Source organism: Arthrobacter sp. G.S.26, from assembly GCF_050847375.1.
Classification (GTDB): domain Bacteria; phylum Actinomycetota; class Actinomycetes; order Actinomycetales; family Micrococcaceae; genus Arthrobacter.
In genome coordinates, this window is the sequence record NZ_CP193752.1 from 1,710,437 (window position 1) to 1,734,843 (window position 24,407).

General features: G+C 66.5%; 20 protein-coding genes. 15 read left to right on the plus strand and 5 right to left on the minus strand.

All coding sequences use genetic code 11. The features are described 5' to 3' along the window. Nucleotides 1–32: 32 nt before the first annotated feature. The 3 genes from ACRB8A_RS07740 (at nt 33) to ACRB8A_RS07750 (ending at nt 4,863) form a co-directional block, all read left to right on the plus strand. Complete coding sequence (locus tag ACRB8A_RS07740; protein WP_050685738.1) at nt 33–776, plus strand: DUF5998 family protein; 744 nt, start codon at nt 33–35, stop codon at nt 774–776. Between the two features lies 1 nt (nt 777). Further along, a complete protein-coding gene (locus ACRB8A_RS07745; protein WP_432245915.1) occupies nt 778–2,001 on the plus strand; it encodes an alkaline phosphatase family protein in 1,224 nt (407 codons plus the stop codon). A 483-nt stretch (nt 2,002–2,484) separates the two neighbouring features. Next, the gene (locus ACRB8A_RS07750; protein ID WP_432245916.1) at nt 2,485–4,863 is read left to right on the plus strand and encodes a DUF222 domain-containing protein; all 2,379 of its coding nucleotides are present in this window, start codon (nt 2,485–2,487) and stop codon (nt 4,861–4,863) included. A 149-nt stretch (nt 4,864–5,012) separates the two neighbouring features. Here the strand turns inward: ACRB8A_RS07750 and sepH are convergent, their stop codons facing one another. Beyond that, nucleotides 5,013–6,338, minus strand: coding sequence for a septation protein SepH (gene sepH, locus ACRB8A_RS07755; RefSeq protein ID WP_432245917.1), 1,326 nt, complete (start codon nt 6,336–6,338; stop codon nt 5,013–5,015). Between the two features lie 129 nt (nt 6,339–6,467). Then, complete coding sequence (locus tag ACRB8A_RS07760; protein ID WP_050687992.1) at nt 6,468–6,956, minus strand: DUF3093 domain-containing protein; 489 nt, start codon at nt 6,954–6,956, stop codon at nt 6,468–6,470. A gap of 157 nt (nt 6,957–7,113) precedes the next feature. Between ACRB8A_RS07760 and dut the strand changes: the two genes are divergently transcribed. The 4 genes from dut (at nt 7,114) to ACRB8A_RS07780 (ending at nt 9,679) form a co-directional block, all read left to right on the plus strand. Further along, complete coding sequence (dut, locus tag ACRB8A_RS07765; protein ID WP_050687991.1) at nt 7,114–7,644, plus strand: dUTP diphosphatase; 531 nt, start codon at nt 7,114–7,116, stop codon at nt 7,642–7,644. A 97-nt stretch (nt 7,645–7,741) separates the two neighbouring features. After that, a complete protein-coding gene (locus tag ACRB8A_RS07770) occupies nt 7,742–8,458 on the plus strand; it encodes a DUF3710 domain-containing protein (RefSeq protein WP_050687990.1) in 717 nt (238 codons plus the stop codon). Further along, complete coding sequence (locus tag ACRB8A_RS07775; RefSeq protein ID WP_050687989.1) at nt 8,451–8,810, plus strand: OB-fold nucleic acid binding domain-containing protein; 360 nt, start codon at nt 8,451–8,453, stop codon at nt 8,808–8,810. The genes ACRB8A_RS07770 and ACRB8A_RS07775 overlap by 8 nt, the downstream gene beginning before the upstream one ends. Beyond that, nucleotides 8,807–9,679 (plus strand): DUF3159 domain-containing protein, encoded by an 873-nt coding sequence (locus ACRB8A_RS07780; RefSeq protein WP_432245918.1) that lies wholly within the window; start codon nt 8,807–8,809, stop codon nt 9,677–9,679. The genes ACRB8A_RS07775 and ACRB8A_RS07780 overlap by 4 nt, the downstream gene beginning before the upstream one ends. A 46-nt stretch (nt 9,680–9,725) precedes the next feature. On the opposite strand, the gene ACRB8A_RS07785 is transcribed toward ACRB8A_RS07780, so the two are convergent. Continuing rightward, entirely contained in the window at nt 9,726–10,523 is a 798-nt protein-coding gene (locus ACRB8A_RS07785; protein ID WP_235504732.1) for a potassium channel family protein, read from the minus strand. Next, the gene (locus ACRB8A_RS07790) at nt 10,520–11,194 is read right to left on the minus strand and encodes a potassium channel family protein (RefSeq protein WP_056599779.1); all 675 of its coding nucleotides are present in this window, start codon (nt 11,192–11,194) and stop codon (nt 10,520–10,522) included. The genes ACRB8A_RS07785 and ACRB8A_RS07790 overlap by 4 nt, the downstream gene beginning before the upstream one ends. 118 nt (nt 11,195–11,312) lie before the next feature. On the opposite strand from ACRB8A_RS07790, the gene ACRB8A_RS07795 reads away from it, so the two are divergent. The 8 genes from ACRB8A_RS07795 to ACRB8A_RS07830 all read left to right on the plus strand — a co-directional run bounded on the left by ACRB8A_RS07795 (nt 11,313) and on the right by ACRB8A_RS07830 (nt 22,930). Further along, entirely contained in the window at nt 11,313–13,286 is a 1,974-nt protein-coding gene (locus tag ACRB8A_RS07795) for an APC family permease (protein ID WP_056599778.1), read from the plus strand. Beyond that, the gene (locus ACRB8A_RS07800) at nt 13,286–14,674 is read left to right on the plus strand and encodes a class I SAM-dependent RNA methyltransferase (RefSeq protein WP_056599776.1); all 1,389 of its coding nucleotides are present in this window, start codon (nt 13,286–13,288) and stop codon (nt 14,672–14,674) included. Before ACRB8A_RS07795 ends, ACRB8A_RS07800 begins: the two co-directional genes overlap by 1 nt. 152 nt (nt 14,675–14,826) lie before the next feature. Beyond that, nucleotides 14,827–17,637, plus strand: a complete 2,811-nt coding sequence (gene acnA / locus ACRB8A_RS07805) for an aconitate hydratase AcnA (RefSeq protein WP_432245919.1) — start codon at nt 14,827–14,829, stop codon at nt 17,635–17,637. Between the two features lie 128 nt (nt 17,638–17,765). Continuing rightward, nucleotides 17,766–19,739 (plus strand): 1-deoxy-D-xylulose-5-phosphate synthase, encoded by a 1,974-nt coding sequence (gene dxs, locus ACRB8A_RS07810; RefSeq protein ID WP_432245920.1) that lies wholly within the window; start codon nt 17,766–17,768, stop codon nt 19,737–19,739. Between the two features lie 32 nt (nt 19,740–19,771). Then, nucleotides 19,772–20,353, plus strand: a complete 582-nt coding sequence (locus ACRB8A_RS07815) for a DUF402 domain-containing protein (protein ID WP_056599793.1) — start codon at nt 19,772–19,774, stop codon at nt 20,351–20,353. Then, nucleotides 20,350–20,910, plus strand: a complete 561-nt coding sequence (locus tag ACRB8A_RS07820) for a hypothetical protein (RefSeq protein ID WP_056599766.1) — start codon at nt 20,350–20,352, stop codon at nt 20,908–20,910. The genes ACRB8A_RS07815 and ACRB8A_RS07820 overlap by 4 nt, the downstream gene beginning before the upstream one ends. Nucleotides 20,911–20,920: 10 nt before the next feature. Beyond that, complete coding sequence (locus ACRB8A_RS07825) at nt 20,921–21,898, plus strand: aldo/keto reductase (protein ID WP_056599765.1); 978 nt, start codon at nt 20,921–20,923, stop codon at nt 21,896–21,898. A gap of 6 nt (nt 21,899–21,904) precedes the next feature. Continuing rightward, nucleotides 21,905–22,930 (plus strand): nucleoside hydrolase, encoded by a 1,026-nt coding sequence (locus ACRB8A_RS07830; protein ID WP_432245921.1) that lies wholly within the window; start codon nt 21,905–21,907, stop codon nt 22,928–22,930. Nucleotides 22,931–22,959: 29 nt separating this feature from the next. On the opposite strand, the gene ACRB8A_RS07835 is transcribed toward ACRB8A_RS07830, so the two are convergent. Then, nucleotides 22,960–24,384, minus strand: coding sequence for a mycothione reductase (locus ACRB8A_RS07835; protein WP_432245922.1), 1,425 nt, complete (start codon nt 24,382–24,384; stop codon nt 22,960–22,962). Nucleotides 24,385–24,407: the final 23 nt, after the last annotated feature.

A 24,407-nucleotide genomic window follows, 5' to 3' on the forward strand; every position in this document is an offset into this window, starting at 1 on the left:
CAAGTGACCGGCCGATCTGTGAAAATGGACCAATGAGCTTCCAGCCTCCCGCTTCGGCGCCTGAAACGCCCGGCAACGAAAACCAGGCAGTCCGCCATCACAGCTCACACAGCCACGGTCCAGAGGGCCAAAGCCTCGAAGCAGCCCTCCAGAAGGCCGGCTTCTACCCGCTGCTGGTGGCCGACGTGGTGGATGATGCCCTGGACGGGCGGGACTGCGTGGCGCACCTGGTGCACCTCGAGACGCACTTCGACCGGGCCGAGGTCCGGCGCCACATCACCGTCCTGGTCCTGACGGCCGACATGCTGGTCATCACCCACGTGGACGACCAGCAGCTTGACGAGGCCGGTGAGCAGATCGTGGCCCAGATTTCCACCGAATCCGTTCCCGTGGCCCAGATCCGCTCCGTGGTCCTCAGCTACATGTACGCGCAGCCGCAGGATTACAAGCCCTCGGACCCGGTCCGGGAACTGACCCTCTCCATCGCCTGGTCCGGCGGCCAGCGTTTGGACATGGGTCCCGCCAGCTGCGGGGATCCGCAATGCGAGGCCGACCACGGCTACACCGGCACCATTGCCCAGGAGGACATTGTGCTCCGGATCAGCGCGGAGGCGGACGGCCTGCAGGCTGTCCAGGACGCCAAACTCTTTGCTCGTGCCCTGCGGGCCGTGAACACCGGTTCCACGGCGCCGGTGGCACACATCCAGTCACTGCCGCCCCGGCCCCGCGCCGGCGTCTTCGGAAACCGCCTGAGCCGCGGGCACCAGCAGCGCTGAGATGCCGGATACCCAAACCGACGTCATTCCGGCTGCCGGAAACCCGGACGTTCCCCCGGCGCCCGCCTACGGCAGCCGTTCCCTCGCCGAGGTCCTGACCAGCGCCGCGGCGAGTATCGGCGTCGGCGGCTTTACGAATACGCTGAACCTGCCTGCCGCGTCCCGCGTCTGCGTGGTCCTGGCGGACGGGCTGGGCCGCAACCTGCTCAAGCAGAAGGCCGCGCACACCCCGTTCCTGCGTTCCGTTATGCAGGCGGGGCAGGGCAACGTTCCGGTCTGGCTCGACTCCACTTTTCCGTCCACGACGGCGGCCGCGCTGGCTAGTTTCGGCACCGGCCTGCCGCCGGGGCAGCACGGCATGGTGGGCTATGACGTGCTCGACCCGGACCAGGACAAGGTGGTCAACCTCCTGGGTAACTGGGATCCCGGTGTGGACCCGAACGCCTGGCAGCCGTTCCCCACGGTCCTGGAACGGGCTGCCGCTTCAGTAAACGTCACCACCGTCAGCCTGCCGCAGTTTTCCGATTCCCCGATGACCAGGGCTGCCCTTCGCGGCGGACGCTTCGTCTCGGCCACCACGCCGCATGCGCGTACCTCGGCGGCCGCTGAGGCCATGGCAGTGCCGGGCCCGTCGCTGATGTACTACTACCTGAACGAACTCGACAAGGCGGGGCACCGGCACGGCTGCCAGTCGGCGCAGTGGGAGCACCAGCTCGAGGAGCTGGATGCGACCATAAAGCGGCTCAACGCGTCGCTGCCGGCGGGGACCACCATCCTGCTGACCGCTGACCACGGCATGCTGGATGTTCCCGAAAGCCAGCGGCTCGACTTTTCCGCCGAGCCCGGCCTGGTTGAGGGCGTCCGGCACACGGCGGGGGAGCCGCGGATGGTGCACCTGTACCTGGATGGGGCGGCTTCGGACTATATGGCTGTCCGTGAACGTCTATTGGCGGCATGGCGGGCGCGCTTCGGCGACCGGATCTGGGCCTTCACGCGCGAGGAAGCACTTGCAGCCGGGCTGTTCGGGGCCACCCGGCCCGCCGTCGAAGGCCGGATCGGGGACGTGATGATCGCTGCCCGGGACGCCCTGGCTCTGTACGACCTGCGGCGGGTCCGGCCCGCCGCCATGGAAGTGGTGGGCCAGCACGGGTCGTTGACCAAGGCCGAGCGGGAGGTCCCGCTGCTTTGTTTCACTGCCGCCGGGAAGGGCAGCCGGCGGGGCTGAGCCCGGTTTGTCCTCCGGCAGCATGGGCTGAGGCAAATCGATCCTTGCGCCGATGTGGCCGGTGTACGGTGCAGCCGCCGTGTCCGTGGGCGTTGGCTCCGGGATTTCCAGCCGTCCGGGCCTGAAACCCGACGGAGTGGGCGTGGCCGGCGTGGACTGGCCTGCTTTTAATGTCAGACTCCGTTGTTGTACCCCGTCCCTATACTGGGGTTTCTGGACGGCAAAAAGACGCCAGGCACGGACACCAGGGACCCGGATCCGGCTGCTCCTGGGGCTGATGTTGGCGCTGGTGACAGGCTTGATTCGCGGGCCGTTCCTGCCTCCGGCCAAATTGTCGTACCCCCTGCATATGCTGGTTTTATGGACGGCGACGAAGCTCCAGGCACGGACGGCAGGGACTCTGGTCCGGCTGCTCCCGGGGTTCTTTCTGGGGATGTTTTCGTGGCCGGATCGATTGTCGTACCCCCTTCCTATGCTGGGGTTATGGACGGCAACGAAGCTCCAGAAACGGACGGCAGGGACCCGAATCCGCCTGCTGTTTCCGGTTCTGGTGGGGTGGGTGCTTCTGACGCGGTGGGCGTTGTGATCGATGCGGCGTTGAGCGCGTTGACGGACTTGAAGGCTTTGGCCGGGGTCGCGGATGTTGCGTTGGAGGATGATTGGTCCGGGGAGGACCTGCTGGAGCGGGCCAAGGAAAACCGGTTACAGCGCCTGGGCGTGGTGCGACGCGTTGAGGCCGGGCTCGCGGCGGTCAAGGCGTTGACTGTTGCTGAGTATGTGGGGATTGAAGAGGCCCTGACCCCGCCGGGGATCTCGAACCAGCATCAACGGGCCCGGGAAATCTCCCTGATCGCTGAGGTCGGCGGGATCCTTGGTCTCGGGGCCGGCGCCGCGGCGGACCTGGTCAGCACCAGCTACCAGCTTGCCGCCACCCAGCCGCTGACGCTCGCGGCACTGGCCGCCGGGGAAATCACCTACCAGCACGCCCGGGTCCTCACCGACGAATGCACCGGCCTGCCCCACGCCGGGACCACCGCCCTCGAAACCCACTTCCTCACCCCCACACTCCCGGATCCCACCCTCCCCGATCCTGCACTCCCGGACCCGATCGATGTGGCTGATCCTGCAGGCGCTGACCCGGCAGACCCGCTCCTGACGCCTGCCCCCGATCCGGCCGTCGGCAGTGTCCTGGCCGGGCGGTGTGTGGCGGCGGGCCTGGTCCCGGGACGGTTACGGGCCAAGGTGCGTTCCTGGCGCGAACGCCACCACCCCGAATCCATTGAGGAACGCCACGTCCGGTCGGCCGCGGACCGCAGGGTCGAGTTCACCCCGGCCCGGGACGGAATGGCCTGGCTCAGCGCCTGCCTCCCCGCCGCCTCCGCCGAAGCGATCCACAACCGGCTCACCGCGATCTCCCGCGGACAGCAAGGCCCCCACGAGACCCGCACCCTGCCCCAACGCCGCGCCGATAACCTCGTCGAAGCCCTCCTCACCGCCGGACTCACCCCCACACAACACAAACCCACCACCAGCACCGCAGTCACCAGTCCCGCAGCCACCAACGTGGGAGCCGCCGGCTCCAACACCGGTTCAGATGCAGTCACCGGTCCCGCACCCACCAATGTGGTAGCCGCCGAAGTCAACGCCGGTTCAGATGCAGTCACCGGTCCCGCAGCCACCACCGTGGGAGCCGCCGGCTCCAGCACCGGTTCCGATGCTGCCACTGGTTCAGGAGCCGCCGGTTCCACCACCAGCCCGGACTCCGGCTCGAATTCAGGATCAGGCCCGGATTCAGGTTCGGATTCAGGATCAGGCCCGGATTCCGGTTCGGGTTCGGGTTCGGGTGCGCCGTTTACCTCGGCAAGGGCGTGGGGTGATGTTCCGGTACCCAGGGCGCAGGTCCTGATCACCGTCCCGGTCATGGCCCTCCTCGGAGCCACCGAGGAACCCGCGATCCTCGACGGCTACGGCCCCATCCCACCCTCCATGGCCAGGGACCTCATCGCCAACGGCGCAGATTCCTTCCACCGCGTCCTGATCGACCCCCGCGACGGCGCACCGCTGGAAATCGGCCGCAAAAACTACCGCCTCACCCCCGCCATGCGCCACTGGCTCCGACTCCGCGACGCCAAATGCACCTTCCCCGGATGCAACAACAACACCCTCGACAACGACGCCGACCACATCCACCCCTGGCACCACGGCGGCACCACCGGCATCAACAACCTCAACCAACTCTGCCCCAAACACCACCACCTCAAACACAACACCACCTGGACCCCCACCACCGCCACCAAAAACCACCCACCCGGCTGGCTCTCACCCACCGGCCGCTACTACCCCGCCGAACACCCCGACCACGAACCACCCACCTGGCCCACCACCTGGACCCAACAACACCCCACACCACCCATGGGCGCGAAGCGTGACGACCAGGAGTCAAGTGAACGGGGCGCCGATGATTGGGATCTCCAGGACCAGGAACTCATTCGTGAAGACCCGTTGGGTGCTGATGAGCCCGGACGTCAGGTGCAGTTGGTGCACGCGGAACTAAATGCTTACGAAGCTTGGTTGGGCAGCCTGAACTGCCGCGACGAGAATCCCGAACTTGGAAATGTACCGGCGGATGCCTTCGATGAATCCACAGACGACGTGCACTTGACCTTGCCGCCGTATCCAACTCCGCCAGGCTATGAGTCGCTGGGGAGGGAACCCGACGATGAGGACTTTGTCACCGTCCAAGAACTCCGCCCGGACGATCCGCGTTGGGACCAACTCCCGGCATGTCCTGAACCATCCGTTGGCGATCCGCCCAAGGAATGGGTGACGTATCTGCTGGCCTCAGCGTCGCCCGTCAGGTGAAGTCTGACCGCAAGGTGATGACCGCTGGCCAGTTTCGCCATATCCCGGGTCAGTAATCAGTAGCCAGCAGCCGAGAACCGCTGCGCGCCAACGCTTCGCATGCCCGAACCAACAACGCCACGGGCAGTTGCCCGTGGCGTCAGGTGAAGCTAGTCGCCCCGCGTACCGAAGACGATTTCATCCCACGAAGGGACGCTGGAACGCTTGGGCCGCGCTGGCTGCCGTTCTGGAGTCTCGGAGTCCGGTCCCTGGCCAGAGCCGGAAGCGTCCTCGTTCCGGGGTGCAGACCGACGCGGGTTGCCACCCAGGAGTTCGTTGAGTCCTGCCGTGCCTGACGATCCAACTGCGGGCGCCTGCTCGTTGCCGGATTTCTGCGGCGAAGCAACAATGGTGACTTCACGTGTCGCCGTGCTCACCCCATCATGGAGCCGGAGAGCGTCGTCGTCTTGGGAGTCCCGGTGCGGCGGGATGAGGCTGAGCCGTGACAGCATGGACGGCCGGGGTTCCCGGCGCTTGACGAACGAATCGCCCTGGCCGGGCTGGCCATCCTGAGCGGCCGGCGTTTCGACTGCGTCATCCGTGGATTCGTCTTCGGCTGGTTCCGGCTCCGGGATGTCCTCTGAAGGCCGCGGGTGGGCGGCCGGGACTCCGTGTGTGAGGAGCAGGGCCAGGGCGTCATCGGACTGCTCGTCCACACCCAGCCGCTGCCCGCGACGGGAGCGGAGCATATCGAGGATTCCGTCAGGATCGGTGCCGGCAGCGACAGAGGCAGCGCCGGCGGCTGCGGCGTCTGCATCGGTTTCGAAATCAAAGGGCCGGTCCGAGACGGCGGAAAGGCGACGTGCCGGAACGGGCCCGTCCAAGGGCTCAAGCTCACTGAGTTGCTGGGCCCACCGGTTGGCGTTCAGCAGGGTTTTGCGGCCCGGGTTGAACGTCCACAGGGCGGGCGGTTCCTCACCGATCCCGGCGGTGGCGCCGTTTTCGGTTTCGAACGCGGCCGAAACCGTCCACAGGCCGTCCTGGCGGCGCCAGGAGTCCCATTCAACGGTGGAGGCACTAATGCCGTGGGCTGAGAGCCGGTGGGCCACCATGTCGGCGAGCGTTGCCGGGTTGTCCCCAAAAGCAGAGCGGTAAATGTCGTGGCCGGGGGAGGGGGTGGCAACTTCCACCTTGCGGGCCTGCTGGGCAACGTAGTCACGTTCCGCGAGGACCGGGCCCTCGTAGCGCTCAACCTTGGCCAACGGCAGCCCTGAAAGCTCCGCCACGTCCGCCGCCGTGGCACCGGCGCGGATCCGCGCCTGGATGTCCCGCGGGGACATGGGAATGGCCGGCACGTCAGCCTTCGGCTTTGCCGTGGCCCTGCTTGCTGTCCTCAGCGCTTCATCGATCGGCAGCTGGAACATCTCGCCGCCGGCCCCGCTCAACAGGAGGTGAGTCCCGTCGTCGTGTACGCCTACAAGCCGTAGATCCTGCATACAAATCCTCCACCCTGGCATTACTATCAAACGAAACTCTGCCATCCGGCAGGGCGGAATCGGTTCAAGTGGCAGGGCGCGCCGCAAATTTCCGGCGTTTTCTGCAGTAATTCAGGCGGCGTGGGAACTTCAGTTCCGGGTCAGTGCCGCAACCAGTTCGTCCGGCCGGCGGCTGGAGGTCAGCCAAAACGGTGTCCGGTCGGCGGGATCGGTGATCTCGATCTTCACCACGGGATCAATCCAGCCGCGGATGCACAGGTACGTCAGGCCGTTGAGCCGGGTGCCGCGCTCCGCCGTCGCCTCGCGGGCCCGGAAGGCCTCCACGGAACCAACGAAGCGGCGTTCGATGGTGGCACGTCCCACCGTCACCGAATCCCCAGTCACCACAATGGTGGGGGTGGACAAGATAAGCAGTGCCGCGATGATCACAAACAGCACTGCCGCCGCCGTGTAGCCGGCACCAGCGCTGATGGGTGCAAACACCAGGATTCCCGCGCCGGCAATGCCCGCCGAGATGATCCAGATCCACACGTTCGGCCAGAGCTTCTCCCGGTAGATGATGGAAGTCCCGGGAGTCGGAGTACTGGGAACAGGAGTGGGCGTGCTTGATTCGGGCATGTGCCCAGCTTTCCACCTTTGCCTGCCTATTTCACCTTGGCAGACCGGCAACAGGAAGCAAGGCGTCCGACGGCGGGCCAAGACTCAGCAGATCCGTGTCGGCAGGCGTCCCCGCCGCCTAGGCCGGTGCTGGCGACGGGGGTTAGAGTGTGTGACTGTGACTGATCAACCCGCCACAACTGATGCCCTGCCCGAACAAGCCACCGCAGAGACGGACGCAGCCGCAACGGCTCCCACTCTCCAGGTGCAACTGAAAATGCTTGATTCCGGACTTGAACCGCCGTCGTACGCACACCCGGGCGATGCCGGAGCAGACCTTCGGGCCCGCGAGGACGTAACCCTGCAGCCGGGTGAGCGAAGGCTTGTGCCAACCGGTGTGGCCATTGCCCTCCCGGCCGGTTTCGTCGCCCTGATCCACCCCCGTTCCGGGCTGGCCACCAAGCACGGCCTGACAATCGTCAACGCCCCGGGGACAGTGGACGCCGGGTACCGCGGCGAAATTTCCGTGACCCTCCTCAATACCGACACCAGTAACGCGATCGAACTCAAACGCGGCGATAGAATTGCCCAGATGGTCATTCAGCGCGTTGAATACGCGCAGTTCGTCCCGGTCAACGAATTGACCGGATCCGCCCGGGGCACCGGCGGGTTCGGATCCACAGGAGGCTTCGGCCTCCCCAGCGCCTAGTTTCCGGCTCCTGCACCGCGCTGCTGCTGGAGCAGCACAGAACGACGGCGGGACCCCCTCGGGCCGGACCGGAACAGCTACTACAAAGGAGAACCCCATGGTCTTTGGGCTCGGCAGGAAAGCCAATAAGGAAAAGGCAGCCGAACCGGACGATTCGCTGGACACCGCAGAAGCTGCGGAAGCCAAGGCGGAGAGTACGGAGCGGAGCGCCACAGGACCGTTCGACGAATCGGAGATCAGCAGCCAGGACGGTTACATCGACCTCGGCGCTCTCCTGGTCGCCCCGAGCGAGGGCCTCCAGTTGCGGCTCGAGGTGGAGGAAGCCACACAGCGCGTTGTGGCCGTGACCCTTGACCTCAACGGTTCAAGCCTTCAGTTGCAGGCGTTCGCTGCACCCAAGACCGAGGAACTCTGGGACGAGATCCGCGGCCAGATCGGCCAGTCGGTCGGTTCGCAGGGCGGCCAGGTTGAGGAAGTTGAAGGATCATTCGGCACCGAATTGGTTGCCAAGCTCCCCGCCGGACTCCCCGATGGCAGCCAGGGCTACCGGGTGGCGCGCTTCATCGGCGTCGACGGTCCCCGCTGGTTCCTGCGTGGCGTGCTGGGCGGCCCGGCAGCGTTGGAACGTCCGGCTGCCGAAGCCCTCGAGTCATTGTTCCGCCAAGTGGTAGTGATCCGCGGCGACGTTCCTATGCCTCCCCGCGACCTGCTGCAGCTGCGCCTGCCCAAGGATGCTGCCGCCAGCCCCACACCCGCCGGTGGACCTGTCCTCGAAGAGCCCGAACGCGGTCCCGAAACCACTCAGATTGGCTGATCCGGAGCAGGGCGGAGTCCCGGCCGCCGGCGTTCCCGTCCCGCTCAGCCAACTACCGGCGAAGGGCCGGGTCCTCTGCCGGGGCCGGATAGAGTCCGTCACTTATTTCCCGGCCGACCGGACCGCGGCGTTCACCGCCATCATGTCGGACGCCGAACCGCCCCGCCCCGGCAGTACCGCCACAGCCGGCCGCCGGGCCCGGCTCCGCGTGGTCTGGCTGGGCCGGCGGCGTGTCCCAGGCATCGAAGCAGGCACTGAACTTCGCCTCGAAGGAATGCTCTCCCGGAGCGAAGGCCTGCCAACGATCTTCAATCCTCGTTACGAGATACTTTCCCACCAGGAGAACGAATGACCGCGCCCCAGCACGAACCGTCCTCCACCCCGGAAGGCCCCGGCGCCTTGGGCGAACCCGGCGCCTTGGGCGAACCCGGCGCCGCCAGCGAGTCCGGCATCGCCGAAGCCGAAGCGTCGGGCCGGGACAACGGCCCGGCCTCAAACGCACGGGACACCACAACGCCAACCTCCGCACTTGCCGCCGAATACGCGGCCAAGGCAGGTCTGCACCGGACCCACACTGGCCAGGTGGACGTGCTGCGCAGCGCTGGCGGCATCCAGGGCATCGCCGAAAGCATCGCGCCGGGACTTGTGTTCCTGATCGCGTTCACCATCACCCGGGACCTCACCCCGTCGCTCGTGGCAGCACTGGGCACGGCAGCGGTGTTCACCTTGGTTCGCCTGGTCCAGCGCAAGCCGCTCACCCAGGCCCTGGCCGGTGTGGTGGGCGTAGGCATCTCCGCCTGGCTCGCCAACAGCACCGGCAAAGCCGAAGACTTCTACCTGCCCGGGCTCATCACCAACGCCGCGTACGTCCTGGCGATGGTCCTCTCCATCATCATCAAATGGCCCGTGGCCGGACTTCTTTTCGGGTTTATCCGTAATGAAGGACTGGACTGGCGCAAAGACCCGGTCCGGCTCAAGGCCTACCGGCTGGGGACCTGGATCATCGTGGCTGTCCTGGCCCTCCGGCTCCTGGTCCAGGTCCCGCTGTACCTGATGGGCCCGGACGGCCTTGCCGCCCTGGCCACTACCCGCCTCATTATGGGTGCGCCACTCTACATCCTGGGCGTGTGGATCGCCTGGCTGGTCACCCGGCCCGCAGGGTCAAGCGAGGCAACTGCCGGAAACACGAAGGACGGGCAGGCTGAAGGGCTGCAGCCCTAGCAGGCAAACAGCAGGCATCCCAACCCCACCGCAATAACCCGCTGGGCTACCCGTCGAACCCGTCCTCCGGCGCATGCTGACCCGTGGCGCCGGTCCGATCAGCGCCGGTCCGATCAGTGCCGGTCCGATCAGTGCCGGTCCGGTCAGCTCCGTCCGGATCAGCATCGGCTGGCTCCGTGCCGGCCGACTCTGCGGACAGCAAGGCCCGCAGTTCGTCTTCGGCGGCGATGGTGGTGACAAAAAAGAGCTCGTCCCCGCCATCGATCACATCGTCGCGGCTGGGCGTGATGGGGGCGTGGTCCCGCAGGATCGCCACCAGGGTGGAATCCTCCGGCCATTCAATGGTGCCCACCGTCCGGCCGATCACGTGCGAGTCGTGCGGCACGGTGAACTCAACAATCGAGGACACCCCCGTCTGGAGCGTCAGCAGCCTCACCAGGTCGCCAATTTCCACGGCTTCCTCGACCAGCGCCGTCATCAACTGCGGGGTGTTGACGGCCACGTCCACACCCCAGGAATCGTTGAACATCCAGTCGTTTTTGGGGTTGTTCACCCGGCCCACCGTGCGGCCCACGCCGAACTCGGTCTTGGCCAGCAGGGAGACCACCAGGTTGACCTTGTCGTCACCGGTGGCGGACACCACCACGTCGGCGTCCTCCATTTTGGCGTTCTGCAGTGTGCTCAGCTCACAGGCGTCGCCCACCAGCCACCGCGCTCCCCGCAGGCCGCTGCGGCCAATCACTTCGGGCTTCAGGTCGATCAGCAGGATCTCATGCTTGTGGGACAAAAGCTCCCGGGCGATCGAGGATCCGACGCTGCCAGCGCCGACGATGACCACTTTCACTGCAACTCCTTGGCGGGGGCTTTGGCCAGGATCTGGGCGACCTGGGCGCTGCGGTCAACCTGCAGCATGGCGTGCACGGTATCGCCGTCCTGGTAGGCGGTCCCGGCGTCGGGCAGCAGGCCTTCCCCGAAGCGGGTCAGGTACGCAACCCGGACGGACGTAGCCTGTTCAATGCTGCTGATCCGGTGCCCGATCCACCCGGGGTCGAGGTCCACCTCCGCGAGCACCAGGCGCCCTGACGGCTCACGGTAATCACCGGCCAGGTGCTGTTCGGGGAGGATGCGGCGCAGGACCTGGTCCGCGCTCCAGCGGACCGCAGCTACGGTGGGGATGCCCAGCCGCTGGTAGATTTCCGCGCGGCCGGGATCGTAGATCCGGGCCACAACATGCGGCACATGGAACGTCTCCCGGGCCACCCGCGTGGCCAGGATGTTCGAATTATCGCCGCTGGAGACAGCAGCGAAGGCGTAGGCGTCGTCAACACCGGCCTGCTTCATGGTGTCCCGGTCGAATCCGACGCCGGTCACCTTGCGGCCCGTAAATCCCGGGCGGAGCCGGCGGAAGGCCCTGTCGTCCTGGTCGATGATGGCGACGGAATGGCCGGCGTCCTCCAGCGTGTGCGCCAGCGTCGCCCCCACCCTGCCACATCCCATGATCACGAAATGCGCCACCGATTCTCCTCTGTATTCAAGCCCGGGCCGTGCAGCTAGAACTCTACCGGCATGCCGCCGTTAATCGCCTTCCCCGGGCCGCCATGACACAGCCCTTGATTCAGACTAGCTTTGTGGAGTGCTGACAATATTGAACGCCGTCAAACGCGTGCTGGTGGGCCGGCCCTTCAGGAACGACCGCCTGGCCCACACCTTGCTTCCCAAAAGGATTGCACTGCCGGTCTTCGCCTCCGACGCCCTCTCCTCCGTGGCTTATGCGCCGGATGAAATCCTGCTCACCCTGGCCCTGGCCGGGGTCAGCGCGGTGGCCTTCTCTCCGTGGGTGGGCCTGGCCGTGATGGTGGTGCTGCTGACGGTGGTGGCTTCCTACCGGCAGAACGTGCACGCCTACCCCTCGGGCGGCGGCGACTACGAGATCGCCAACGAAAACCTGGGCAAGTACGCCGGGCTCACCGTCGCGTCCGCACTCCTGGTGGACTACGTGCTTACCGTGGCCGTGTCCATGTCCTCGGCCGCCGCATACCTGACCACGGCCGTGCCCGCCCTGCACGGGCAACAAGCCCTCATCGCCACCATCGGCGTCGTAATCCTTGCGTTGGTGAACCTCCGCGGCATCAAGGAGGCGGGCAGCGTCTTTGCCGTGCCCACCTACATCTTTATGGCCTCGATCCTGGGCATGACCGGCGTCGGCGTCTACCAGGCGGCCACCGGCCAGCTCGGCGAGGCGCCGTCCGCGGCGTTCACGATCGTGCCCGCCCCCGGCTTCGATGAAGGCCTGGTGGGCCTCGCCGGCGCCTTCCTGCTCCTGCGGGCCTTCTCCTCGGGTGCCGCCGCCCTGACCGGCGTGGAGGCCATCAGCAACGGCGTGCCCAACTTCAAAAAGCCCAAAAGCAAAAACGCGGCCACCACGCTTCTCTTGCTGGGCGTGATCGGCGCGTCCATGCTGGCCGGCATCATGTACCTGGCCCAGGCCACCAAGGTCCACATCGTGCTGGACCCGGCCACGGAATTCCTGCTCAACGGCCTGCCACTGCCGGACAATTACATCCAGAACCCCGCCATCAGCCAGATCGCCCAGACCATCTTCGGCCCCGGCTCGATCCCGTTCTACATCGTGGTGGCCGCCACCGGCATTATCCTGGTCTTCGCCTCCAACACCGCGTTCAACGGCTTCCCGGTGCTGGGTTCCATCCTGGCCCAGGACGGCTACCTGCCCCGCCAGTTGCGGACCCGTGGCGACCGGCTTGCCTTCAGCAACGGCGTCCTGGCCCTCGCCGCGGGCGCCCTGGTGCTGATCATCGCCTTCAATGCCGACGTCACCAAGCTGATCCAGCTCTACATCGTGGGGGTGTTCATTTCCTTCACGGCCAGCCAGCTGGGCATGATCCGGCACTGGGGCCGGGAACTGAAACTGGCCAAGGACAAAGCCGTCCGGCGCAGGATGGCGAAGTCCCGCACCATCAACAGCATCGGTTTCGGCATGACGGCGCTGGTGCTGGTCATTGTCCTGATCACCAAGTTCGAGCAGGGCGCCTGGATCGCCCTGCTGGCCATGTTTGTCCTGTTCCTGATCATGTGGAGCATCCGCGCCCACTACGACAACGTGGCCAAGGAACTGGCCGTGGACGAGGACTCCTCGCCCCGCGCCCTGCCCACCCGCGTGCACGCCGTCCTGCTGGTCTCCCACGTCCGCAAACCCGTCCTGCGCGCACTGGCCTACGCCCGCGCCTCGCGGCCCTCGCGGCTCGATGCGATTACGGTGGACATTGAACCCGGCGAAACGGCACACACCGTGGCGGACTGGGAAAAGCTCGAAATCCCAGTTCCCCTCACGGTCCTCGCCAGCCCCTACCGCGAAACCGTCACCCCGATCATGGACTATGTCAAGCAGATGCGCCTGGATTCCCCGCGCGACCTGATTGTGGTCTATATCCCCGAATACGTGGTGGGAAAGTGGTGGGAGCAGCTGGTGCACAACCAGACAGCGCTGCGCATCAAGACCCGCCTTCACTTCGAGCCCGGGGTCATGGTGGCCAGCGTGCCGTGGCAGCTCAAATCATCCGAAGAAGCAAAGAACCTCCAGGACGTGTAATGACCGGCAAGACCTCCACCCATCCCGCCCCCGCTGATTCCGGCGCGCACGCCGGAGAGGAGTTCATCCTCGAGGTGGGCCCCGTGGCGCACGGCGGCCACTGTGTCGCGCGGCACCAGGGCCGGGTCATTTTTGTCCGGCACGGCATCCCCGGCGAGAAAGTCCGGGTCCGGCTGACGGACGCGGGGGAGAAGGCCAAGTTCTGGCGGGCCGACGTTGTGGAGGTGCTGGAGGCGTCCCCGGACCGGGTGGAGCATTTCTGGCGCGCAGCCGACTCCGGCCGGGCCTGGGCTGCCGGCCACCCGCCCGTGGGCGGAGCCGAGTTCGGGCACATCACCCTGGCCCGGCAGCGCCGGCTCAAGGCGGAAGTGCTCAACGAACAGCTGCAGCGGCTCGCTGGCATCAACGGGCCCGTGGCCGGCTGGTCCGGTGAAGCCGTGGAAGCGGCAGGTGAAGCGGCCGACGGCGGGACAGGCCTTGGGTGGCGCACTCGGGCCAGCTTCTCGGTCACCACCGGCGGCAAGCTGGGTATGCACGCGCACCGCTCCACGCATATCGTCCCCGTCCGCGGGATGCCCCTGGCCACGGACGCCGTCAACGCCTTGAACCTTTGGGACATCGACCTGCAGGGCATCGAACGCGTCGAAGTCGCGGCACCCGCCAACGGCTCCCGCCCGCTGGTGCTCCTGGCGCCGGGTGCTGGAACCACACCCAAACGGCTGAGCCGGATCGCCGCCCAGCTTCCCGATGACGTGTCCGTCGCCGCGCTTGATCCGGAGACCGAAGAAGTCCAGCAGCTGCGGGGCCGCACCTGGGTCCAGGAAACCGCCGTCGGCCACGAGTACCGGGTCACCGGTGCAGGCTTCTGGCAGATCCACCGCGACGCGCCCGGAGCGCTTGTGGGCGCTGTCACAGAATTCCTGCACGGCGGGGGCTTCCTGGCGCCTGGCTCAGTGGTGGCTGACCTGTACGCCGGGGCCGGGCTGTTCACCGCAGTCCTGGCTGACGCGGTGGGTGAGACAGGCTCGGTCCTGTCCGTCGAAGGCGCCACCGGCTCCAGCCGCGACGCCCGCAAAAACCTGCACGCAGCACCGCAGGTGGAGATCGAACAGGGGCGTGTGGAACGCGTCCTGCGCCAGAAGCCGCGGAATTTCGACGCCCTGGTCCTTGACCCGCCCCGCGCCGGCGCCGGCAAGGACGTGGTGCGCCAACTCGTTGCCGCGGCACCCCGGGCCATTGCCTACGTATCCTGCGATCCGGCGTCGTTCGCCCGTGACGTGGGCTACTTCCAGCAGGAGGGCTGGGAGCTTGCCGGGCTGCGCGGGTTCGATCTTTATCCGCACACCCACCACCTGGAGACGGTGGCACTGCTGACTCCGCGCGGCTGATACCACTACTATGGGGCTAAGTAGTCCCACGTCGCGCTCCGTTTCCACGGCCGGCCGTGTGCAACTTTCGAGCCCGGACTAATTAGGGCTTCCTAACTAGCAAGCGGTCAACCGCGCGACAAAGATGAAACTGTTGCGAGAGGAGTCCTGCGATGAGCACTGTGGACAGCTTCGGTTCAAAAGGCAAACTTAATGTAGCCGGAACCGAATACGAAATTTTCCGGTTGAACTCCGTTGAAGGTGCAGAAAACCTTCCGTTCAGCCTCAAGGTATTGCTTGAAAACCTGTTGAGGACCGAGGACGGCGCGAACATCACTGCCGATCACGTCCGCGCCTTGGCAGGCTGGGATCCAAATGCCCAGCCCGATACAGAAATCCAGTTCACGCCGGCACGCGTGATCATGCAGGACTTCACCGGCGTCCCCTGTGTGGTGGACCTGGCGACAATGCGTGAAGCGGTCAAGGAACTGGGCGGAGACCCCAAGCGGGTGAACCCCCTGGCTCCTGCCGAGATGGTCATTGACCACTCGGTCCAGATCGATGCATTCGGTAACTCCGGCGCGCTGGAGCGCAACATGGAGATCGAATACCAGCGCAACGGGGAGCGTTACCAGTTCCTGCGCTGGGGCCAGACGGCATTTGATGACTTCAAGGTCGTTCCGCCGGGAACCGGCATTGTGCACCAGGTCAACATCGAATACCTGGCCCGCACCGTCATGACCCGCGAGGTGGATGGCGCCCTGCGTGCCTACCCCGACACCTGCGTTGGCACCGACTCGCACACCACCATGGTCAACGGCCTGGGCGTGCTCGGCTGGGGCGTTGGCGGCATCGAAGCCGAGGCTGCCATGCTGGGCCAGCCCGTCTCCATGCTGATCCCGCGCGTTGTGGGCTTCAAGCTGACCGGGTCCATCCCGGCCGGCGCCACCGCCACTGATGTGGTGCTGACCATCACCGAGCAGCTTCGCAAGCACGGTGTCGTGGGCAAGTTCGTGGAGTTCTACGGCGAAGGCGTTGCCGCGGTGCCGCTGGCAAACCGTGCCACGATCGGCAACATGAGCCCGGAGTTCGGCTCCACGGCCGCCATGTTCCCGATCGACGACGTCACCCTCGACTACCTGCGCCTCACCGGCCGCGCGGAAGAGAACGTCGCCCTGGTGGAGTCCTACGCGAAGGAACAGGGCCTCTGGCACGATCCTTCCCGTGAGATCAAGTTCTCCGAGTACCTTGAGCTGGACCTGTCCACCGTTGTGCCGTCCATTTCCGGCCCGAAGCGTCCGCAGGACCGCATCGAGCTCACGGACGCCAAGGAGCAGTTCCGCAAGGACATCCACAACTACGTGGCCATCGAGGACGGCAGCGTCGACGAGTCCCTGGACGAGTCGTTCCCGGCCTCGGACGCCCCGTCGTTCACGCACGCTGATTCGCACACCACCGAAACCAGCCGCGTGGAATCCGCTGCCAACGGTGCGGTGGGCCGCCCGTCCAACCCGGTGCACGTCACCACGGCTGACGGACGCGAATTCGAGCTGGACCACGGAGCGGTCTCCATCGCCTCCATCACGTCCTGCACCAACACGTCCAACCCCTCGGTCATGCTTGCCGCAGCACTGCTGGCACGCAACGCCGTGGACAAGGGCCTGACCTCCAAGCCGTGGGTCAAGACCTCCGTGGCGCCGGGCTCCAAGGTAGTCACCGACTACTACGAGAAGTCAGGCCTCACCCCGTACCTGGAGAAGCTCGGCTTCTACATCGTGGGCTACGGCTGCGCCACCTGCATCGGCAACTCCGGCCCGCTGGACGCCGAGATCTCCGAGGCCATCCAGGCCAACGACCTCTCCGTCACCGCAGTGCTCTCCGGTAACCGCAACTTCGAAGGCCGGATCAACCCGGACGTCAAGATGAACTACCTGGCCTCCCCGCCGCTGGTCATCGCCTACGCCCTGGCCGGTTCCATGGACTTCGACTTCGACACCGACGCGCTGGGCAAGGACGAAGCCGGCAACGAGATCTTCCTGAAGGACATCTGGCCCAACCCGGTCGAGGTCCAGCAGGTTATCGATTCCTCGATCGACTCCGACATGTTCGCCCGCGGCTACGAGGGCGTCTTCGACGGCGACGACCGCTGGAAGGCCCTGGACACCCCCGCCGGCGACACGTTCGCCTGGGATCCGAACTCCACGTACGTCCGGAAGCCCCCGTACTTCGAGGGCATGAAGGCAGAACCCGCGCCGGTGACGGACATCGCCGGTGCCCGGGTGCTGCTCAAGCTGGGCGATTCGGTCACCACCGACCACATCTCCCCGGCCGGTTCGTTCAAGTCCGACACCCCCGCAGGCCAGTACCTCCTGGCCAACGGTGTGGAGCGCAAGGACTTCAACTCCTACGGTTCACGCCGTGGCAACCACGAAGTGATGATCCGCGGCACGTTCGCGAACATCCGCATCCGGAACCAGATCCTGGACGGCGTTGAGGGTGGCTTCACCCGCGACTTCACCCAGGCCGATGGCCCCCAGGCCTACGTCTACGACGCCGCGCAGAACTACCAGGCTGCCGGCACCCCGCTGGTGGTCCTGGCCGGCAAGGAATACGGTTCGGGGTCCTCGCGTGACTGGGCCGCCAAGGGCACCGCGCTGCTGGGCGTCAAGGCTGTCGTCGCCGAGAGCTACGAGCGGATCCACCGCTCCAACCTCATCGGCATGGGCGTCCTGCCGCTGCAGTACCCGGCCGGCGAGTCCGCAGCCACGCTGGGCCTGACCGGCACGGAGACGTTCTCCGTTGAGGGCGTCACCGCCCTGAACGAGGGCACCACGCCGAAGACCCTCAAGGTCACGGCGACGGCTGAAGACGGCTCCTCGAAGTCGTTCGACGCCGTCCTGCGCATCGATACGCCGGGCGAAGCGGATTACTACCGCAACGGCGGCATCCTGCAGTACGTGCTGCGCCAGATCTCCGCGAACTAGCGCAGGTCCTGCCAGCAGGCACCACCCCGAAGCCCCGGCCGGTCACCGACCAGCCGGGGCTTCGGCTGTTCGGGTGGGCCGAGGCGTTAGAGTTAAGCGGCACGTCTACCACCCGAAGGAGGGGCCATTTGGGAATCCTGGACACCATCCGGACACCGCAGGACCTGAACGAGTTGAGCGGGGAGCAGCTGGAAACGCTGTCCTCCGAGATCAGGGACTTCCTGATCACAAACGTCTCACAGACGGGCGGCCACCTCGGACCGAACCTCGGCGTGGTGGAACTGACGCTTGCGGTGCACCGCATCTTCGATTCACCCCGCGACAGCATTGTGTTTGACACCGGCCACCAGTCGTACGTCCATAAGCTGCTCACGGGACGCCAGGACTTCAGCACCCTCCGCCAGGAAGGCGGCATGTCCGGCTACCCGTCACGTGCTGAATCCGTCCACGACATCGTGGAAAGTTCCCACGCCTCGTCCTCCCTGTCCTGGGCGGACGGCATCTCCCGCGCCCGGCAGCTGACGGGCGAAGGTGACCGGCACGTCGTCGCCGTGGTGGGCGACGGTGCCCTGACCGGCGGCATGGCCTGGGAGGCCATCAACAACATCGCCGCCGACAAACGCCGCCGCGTAGTCATCGTGGTCAACGACAACGGCCGGTCCTACGCGCCCACCGTAGGCGGTTTCGCAGACTACCTGGCGTCCCTGCGGCCCACCATCGACTCGTTCCGCGCTGCGCCAGCGTACGAAGGCGCCCTGGACTGGTGGAAGCGGAAGCTGCAGAACGGCGGCCCTGCCGGCCAGTTCACCTATAAGAGCCTGCATGCCATGAAAAAGGGCATCAAGGACTGGTGGGCACCCCAGGGCATGTTCGAGGACCTCGGCATGAAGTACATCGGCCCGGTGGACGGCCACAACCTGCAGGCCATGGAACACGCCCTGTCCACGGCCAGGAACTACGCCGGCCCCGTGATTGTCCACGCCATGACCGAAAAAGGCCACGGCTACGCCCCGGCCCGGGCCCACGAAGCGGACCAGTTCCACGCCGTGGGCATCATCGACCCGGAAACCGGCGAACCTACGGGCAGCGCCGGCGCCCAGTCCTGGACGTCCGTCTTCGCCGACGAAATCGCGGCGATCGCCGATGAACGCAAAGACGTTGTGGGCATCACAGGCGCCATGCTCATCCCCGTGGGCCTGCACAAGTTCGCGGCCAGGCACCCGGACCGCGTGATCGACGTCGGCATCGCCGAACAGCACGCCCTGACGTCCGCCGCCGGCATGGCCTTCGGCGGCCTGCACCCGGTGGTCGCTGTCTACGCCACATTCCTCAACCGGGCCTTCGACCAACTGCTGATGGATGTCGCCCTGCACAAAGCGGGCGTGACCATCGTCCTTGACCGGGCCGGCGTGACCGGACCGGACGGCGCCAGCCATCACGGTATGTGGGACATGTCAATGGTGCAGATCGTCCCCGGCCTGCACCTGGCAGCGCCCCGTGACGCCACCCGGCTGCGCGAGGAACTCCGCGAAGCCGTGGCCATCAGCGACGCGCCCAGCGTGGTTCGCTACTCAAAAGGCTCCGTCGGTGCCGAGGTCGAGGCCCTTGAGCGGCTCAGCGACGGCGTGGATGTCCTGTCCCGCCGCCCGTCCGGCGCCACCGAAAACGACGTCCTGATCGTCAGCGTCGGCGCCATGTCGGAACTCGCCCTCGATGTTGCCAACCGGCTCGGCGCGCAGGGCATCAGCACCACGGTGGTTGACCCCCGCTGGGTTCTGCCCGTGCGGCGTTCGATCATCGCGCTGGCATCGCACCACCGCCTGGTGGTCTGCATCGAGGACGGCGTCCGGGCCGGTGGCGTTGGCTCCAGGATCCGCCAGGAGATGCGGGCCGCCGGTGTTGACACGGCCCTGAACGAAGTGGGCCTGCCCGTTGAATTCCTGGACCACGGCACCCGCGGCCAGGTGATGGAACGCGTTGGCCTGACAGCCCAGCAGATCACGCATGACGTTGTTGCCCAGGTGCTGGGCACCAAGGTGCCGTTCGCACGCCCGCTGCCGGGCCAGGAGCACCCCACCACCGGCAGCCTGCCGATCCTGTGAGGGGCGGGGAGATCCTGCAGTACCCCGGAGTCCTGGGGGCACCCGCCGGACACGGGGAGCCGGGCGCCACCCGCGTTCCGGTGGGCCTGGAACCGGGACAGCTGGTGGTGGCCCGCAACCGCAAATGGGACGGCACCGCCCACTGGGTGGTGCCCGGACGCTATCTGGGCGAGGATGAGCACGGCTGGTGGATCTTCCAGGGCACCAACGAATTCTGCTCCCGCCCCGGCCTCGCGTTTTACACCGAGTCCGACGCCGTCCTGCTGGTTCCGCGCCAGGGGGACTGGGTGGCCACGTTCTACGACGACGCCCACCCCCACGGGATGCGCGTCTACATCGACCTCGCCGTGGCCCACGAATGGCAGCCCATCCGCCGCGGAGTGATGGAATTCCATGTGATCGACATGGACCTTGACGTGATCCGGATGGACAGCCGCGGGGTGTTCATCGACGACGAAGACGAGTTCGCCGAACACCGCGAACAGATGGATTATCCGGACGGGCTGGCAGCATCGCTGCAGCAGTCCACCCAGGAGCTTTACCAGGCCGTCACGGCGCAGCAGGCGCCGTTCGACGGCACCGATGCCGCATGGTTTACCAAGGGACGCACATGAGCGAAATTGTCAGGGTCTACAAACGCGACGACGAAGGTGTCCTGCAGTTCCGGGAAGCCTGGTTCGATGAGGACTACAACCAGTTTGTGATGAACTACGGCGTAGTGGGCCACCAGAGCAAAACAGAGGAAACCGACGTGCCCGGCAGTGCCGAAGCCGACGGCCTCCTGGACGCGTTCGCGGCACAGTGCGCCGAAGACGGCTATGCCGAAATTCCCGAATCCGAGCTGTCCTGGGTGGTGGCCCAGTTTGCCCTCAAAACCCGTGAAGGCACCGAACGGGACCGCTATCTTGAGGAGAAAGCCACGGACGCCTTCATCAGCCATCTGGCGTGGCGCGGCCTGGGCACTGTTGAACGCTCGGAATTCACCGCCTTCAAGCTGAACATCTTCTGCCTGGTCCCGGACGTCAACAAGGCCGTCAACGCCATCAAGGTCTGCGCCCGCGGTGAAGACCTCGACTTCACCAAGCTCAGCATCGGTGCCGCCGCGTTCAACGAACCGGGCACCTTCAAGCTCAAGCATTCCGCCAAGCCCGCCAACAGTTTCACCCTTTAGGAGCCCGCCTGTGACCTCGTACCGCCGCGTCGGAAAATCCGGACTGACAGTCTCCACCGTGGGGCTGGGCTGCAACAACCTTGGCCGGGCCAGCACCGCCACCGAGTCCCAGGCCGGCACTGACGCCGTCGTGCACGCAGCACTCGACGCCGGCATCACCTTTTTCGACGTCGCTGATGCCTACGGCCGCGAACCCGGCCTGAGCGAGACCATGCTGGGCAAGGCCCTGGCCGGCCGGCGCGACGCCGCCGTGGTGGCCACCAAGTTCGGCATGGACATGAAGGGCGCCAGCGGACCGGACTTCGGCGCCCGGGGATCCCGCCGCTACATCATCCAGGCCGTGGACGCGTCCCTGCGCCGGCTCGGAACGGACTGGATCGACCTTTACCAGTTCCACACACCGGACCCGCTCACGCCCATTGATGAGACGCTTGCAGCACTCGACGCATTGGTCAGCAGTGGGAAGGTCCGCTACATCGGGCACTCCAACCGCTCCGGCTGGCAGATCGCCCAGGCCGAGTACGTGGCCCGCGAACTGGGCAGCACCCGGTTCATCTCCACCCAGAACCACTACAACCTCCTGGACCGGCGCGCCGAACTGGAGGTGACTCCCGCAGCGGAGGAGTTTGGCCTGGGTGTCCTGCCCTACTTCCCCCTGGCCAACGGCCTGCTGACCGGCAAGTACTCGCCCGGCCACGCCCCGGACGGTTCCAGGCTCAGCCACACCCGCACCAACCTGGTGAACGACGCCGACTGGGACCAGCTGGGCGCCTACAGCCGGTTCGCCAAGGAACGCGGCCTGACGGAAATCGAGGTGGCCTTCTCCTGGCTCGCCGCCCAGCCGTCGGTTGCCAGCGTGATCGCCGGCGCCACCAAGCCCGAACAGGTGCACCAGAACGCCGCCGCGGCAGACTGGCAGCCCGGCACGGCTGACCTGGCCGAACTGGACAGCATCTTTCCGGCTGTCCCCAAGGTGGCACTCTTCTAGGCAACCATGACGTCCTACCTCCTCGACGTCGACACCGGGATCGACGACGCCCTGGCCATCACCTACCTCGCGGCACTCCCTGACACGGAGTTTGTGGCCGTGACGGCCTCGCCGGGGAACGTGGACGCGGACCAGGTGGCCCGCACAACCCTGGCGCTGCTGGAACTGTGCGGGCGGCCCGGCGTCGAGGTGGCGGTTGGCGCGCGGGTGCCGCTGTCCATTCCACTGGTCACAACGCCGGAAACCCACGGCCCCCAGGGAATCGGCTACGCCGTCCTGCCGGAACCCGACGGTGCCGTTTCGGACCGCGACGCCGTTGACCTGTGGATTGAACACGCGCGGGCCAGGCCGGGGGAGCTGACGGCTCTCATCACGGCGCCGCTGACCAACTTTGCGCTGGCTTTGCGCCGGGCACCGGACCTGCCGGACCTGCTGGCCAGGGTGGTGATCATGGGCGGCAGTTTCTACCACCAGGGAAACACCACACCCACCGCGGAATGGAACACCCACGTTGATCCGCACGCGGCCAAGGAGGTGTTTGCCGCATACCGGGGCAAACCCCTGGACCGGTTGCCCGTCATCTGCTCACTGGACACCACCGAGCGGATGGAGCTGCATCCCCGCCACGTGCAGGAGCTTGCGGCAGCGGCCGGCGCAGCGGTTCCCGAACTGGTCCTGCCGGACCAGCCCGAGGGGCAGGCCAGCACCAGCAGCAACGCGCTGATCCGGCACCTGTCCGACGCACTGCGGTTCTACTTCGAATTCCACCGGCGCTACGACCAGGGCTACCTGGCCCACGTCCACGACTTCTTCGCTGCAGGGGTGGCAGCCGGAACCCTGGAACACGCCACCCGGCTGGCCACGGTGGACGTCGAAACGGAATCGCCACTGCTGATCGGCACCACCGTTGCGGACTACCGCGCGCTATGGAATGCACCGCCCAACGCCTGGATCGTTTCGGCAAACAACCCGGAGCAGGCCTTCACGGAGCTGGTGGCCGCCGTCGGACGCCTCGCCACCCGGCTGGGCTGAAGGCTTTCCGACGACGGCAACGGACCGGCCTACAGGGGCGCGTCTGCGGGGACGTCCACGTCCAAGGCGAGGAGCGCGTTCTCCACCACTTCGGTCAGCGCGGGGTGGATCCAGTACGGGCCGCGCGCCAACTGGTGGACTGTTGTGCCGGCCACCATGGCCTGGACCAGGGGTTGGATCAGGATGGAGGCCTCATGGCCCATGATGTGCGCTCCCAGCAGCCGGCCGGTGGCCTTCTCCGCCACCAGCTTGACCACGCCCTCTTCGTCCTCCATGGCCCAGCCATAGGCCGTGCTGCCGTAGTCCTGGACTGCCGCCACAATGTCGGTGCCCGGTTCCGCTGCTGCCCGCGCGTCCTCCTCGGACAAGCCAACGGATGCCACCTGCGGGTTCGAGAACACGGCAAACGGGACGGCGGTGTAGTCGATGCTGCGCATCCGGTCCGGGTTTTCCAGGTTGTTGGCCACCACCCGGGTTTCCCGGTTGGCAACGTGCTTGAGCTGGTATTCGTTGGCGATGTCCCCGAGCGCATAGAGGCCCGCTACTGGCTTGCCCTCCGACAGGATCCGCAGGTTGCCGTCCACGGCAAGGGTGCCGTTGCTGGTGAGGTCGAAGCCGGCCGCAGCCAAGTCCAGCCGGTCGGAGTTGGGGACCCGGCCGGTGGCCATCAGCACCACGTCCGCCTCGAGGCGCAGCGGGCTGCCGTCCGCGGCCTTGAACACGGCAGTCACGGTGCCGTCGCCGTTATCGTTGATGGCTTCCAGGGAGTGGTCCAGCACCAGGTTCCAGCGGGCGGCGGCCGCGGCGGCGAAGCGCGTTGAAACGTCGGCGTCGATGCCGCGCAGCAGCCGGCCTGACCGGTTCACCTGGGTGACCTCGGAGCCGAATCCGGCGAAGACGGACGCGAACTCGGCGGCGATGTAGCCACCACCCACCACCACAACCCTGGCGGGCAGCCCGTCGATGCGCATCACGGTGTCGGAGGTGTGCACCTGGGGCAGGTCGATTCCCGGTACGTCAGGCAGAACCGCCCGGGACCCTGCCGCCACCACCACCTGGTCGGCGGTGATTTCGACGCCGGACGTGCCCACGAGGGTGCGCGGCCCCGTGAACCGCACGTACTCCTGGTACAGGTCCACGTTGTCCAGTTCATCTGCCCGGTACTTCCGCCCGGACTCGGCGATGGCGTCGATCCGGCCGAAGATCCGGTCGCGGATGCCGTTCCAGTGCACCTTGTCCAGGCTCATATCCACCCCGAGCCGCGCAGCCTCGGCAGGCGTCGCCGCCAGGCCCGCCGGATAGACGTACATCTTGGTGGGGATGCAGCCCACGTTCAGGCAGGTTCCGCCGAACACGCCGCCGTCAATCAGGGCCACCCGCTTGGTGTCCCAAAACGGCGTAATCAGCGAGTTGCCGGATCCGGAGCCGATGATGGCCAGGTCATAGTGGGGCATGTATCCGTCTTTCCGGGGGTAAA

Coding starts and splice junctions, on each gene's coding strand:
- ACRB8A_RS07740 (WP_050685738.1), top strand. CDS start 33: ATGAGCTTCCAGCCTCCCGCTTCGGCGCCTGAAACGCCCGGCAACGAA.
- ACRB8A_RS07745 (WP_432245915.1), top strand. CDS start 778: ATGCCGGATACCCAAACCGACGTCATTCCGGCTGCCGGAAACCCGGAC.
- ACRB8A_RS07750 (WP_432245916.1), top strand. CDS start 2,485: ATGGACGGCAACGAAGCTCCAGAAACGGACGGCAGGGACCCGAATCCG.
- sepH (WP_432245917.1), bottom strand. CDS start 6,338: ATGCAGGATCTACGGCTTGTAGGCGTACACGACGACGGGACTCACCTC.
- ACRB8A_RS07760 (WP_050687992.1), bottom strand. CDS start 6,956: ATGCCCGAATCAAGCACGCCCACTCCTGTTCCCAGTACTCCGACTCCC.
- ACRB8A_RS07770 (WP_050687990.1), top strand. CDS start 7,742: ATGGTCTTTGGGCTCGGCAGGAAAGCCAATAAGGAAAAGGCAGCCGAA.
- ACRB8A_RS07780 (WP_432245918.1), top strand. CDS start 8,807: ATGACCGCGCCCCAGCACGAACCGTCCTCCACCCCGGAAGGCCCCGGC.
- ACRB8A_RS07800 (WP_056599776.1), top strand. CDS start 13,286: ATGACCGGCAAGACCTCCACCCATCCCGCCCCCGCTGATTCCGGCGCG.
- acnA (WP_432245919.1), top strand. CDS start 14,827: ATGAGCACTGTGGACAGCTTCGGTTCAAAAGGCAAACTTAATGTAGCC.
- ACRB8A_RS07820 (WP_056599766.1), top strand. CDS start 20,350: ATGAGCGAAATTGTCAGGGTCTACAAACGCGACGACGAAGGTGTCCTG.
- ACRB8A_RS07830 (WP_432245921.1), top strand. CDS start 21,905: ATGACGTCCTACCTCCTCGACGTCGACACCGGGATCGACGACGCCCTG.
- ACRB8A_RS07835 (WP_432245922.1), bottom strand. CDS start 24,384: ATGCCCCACTATGACCTGGCCATCATCGGCTCCGGATCCGGCAACTCG.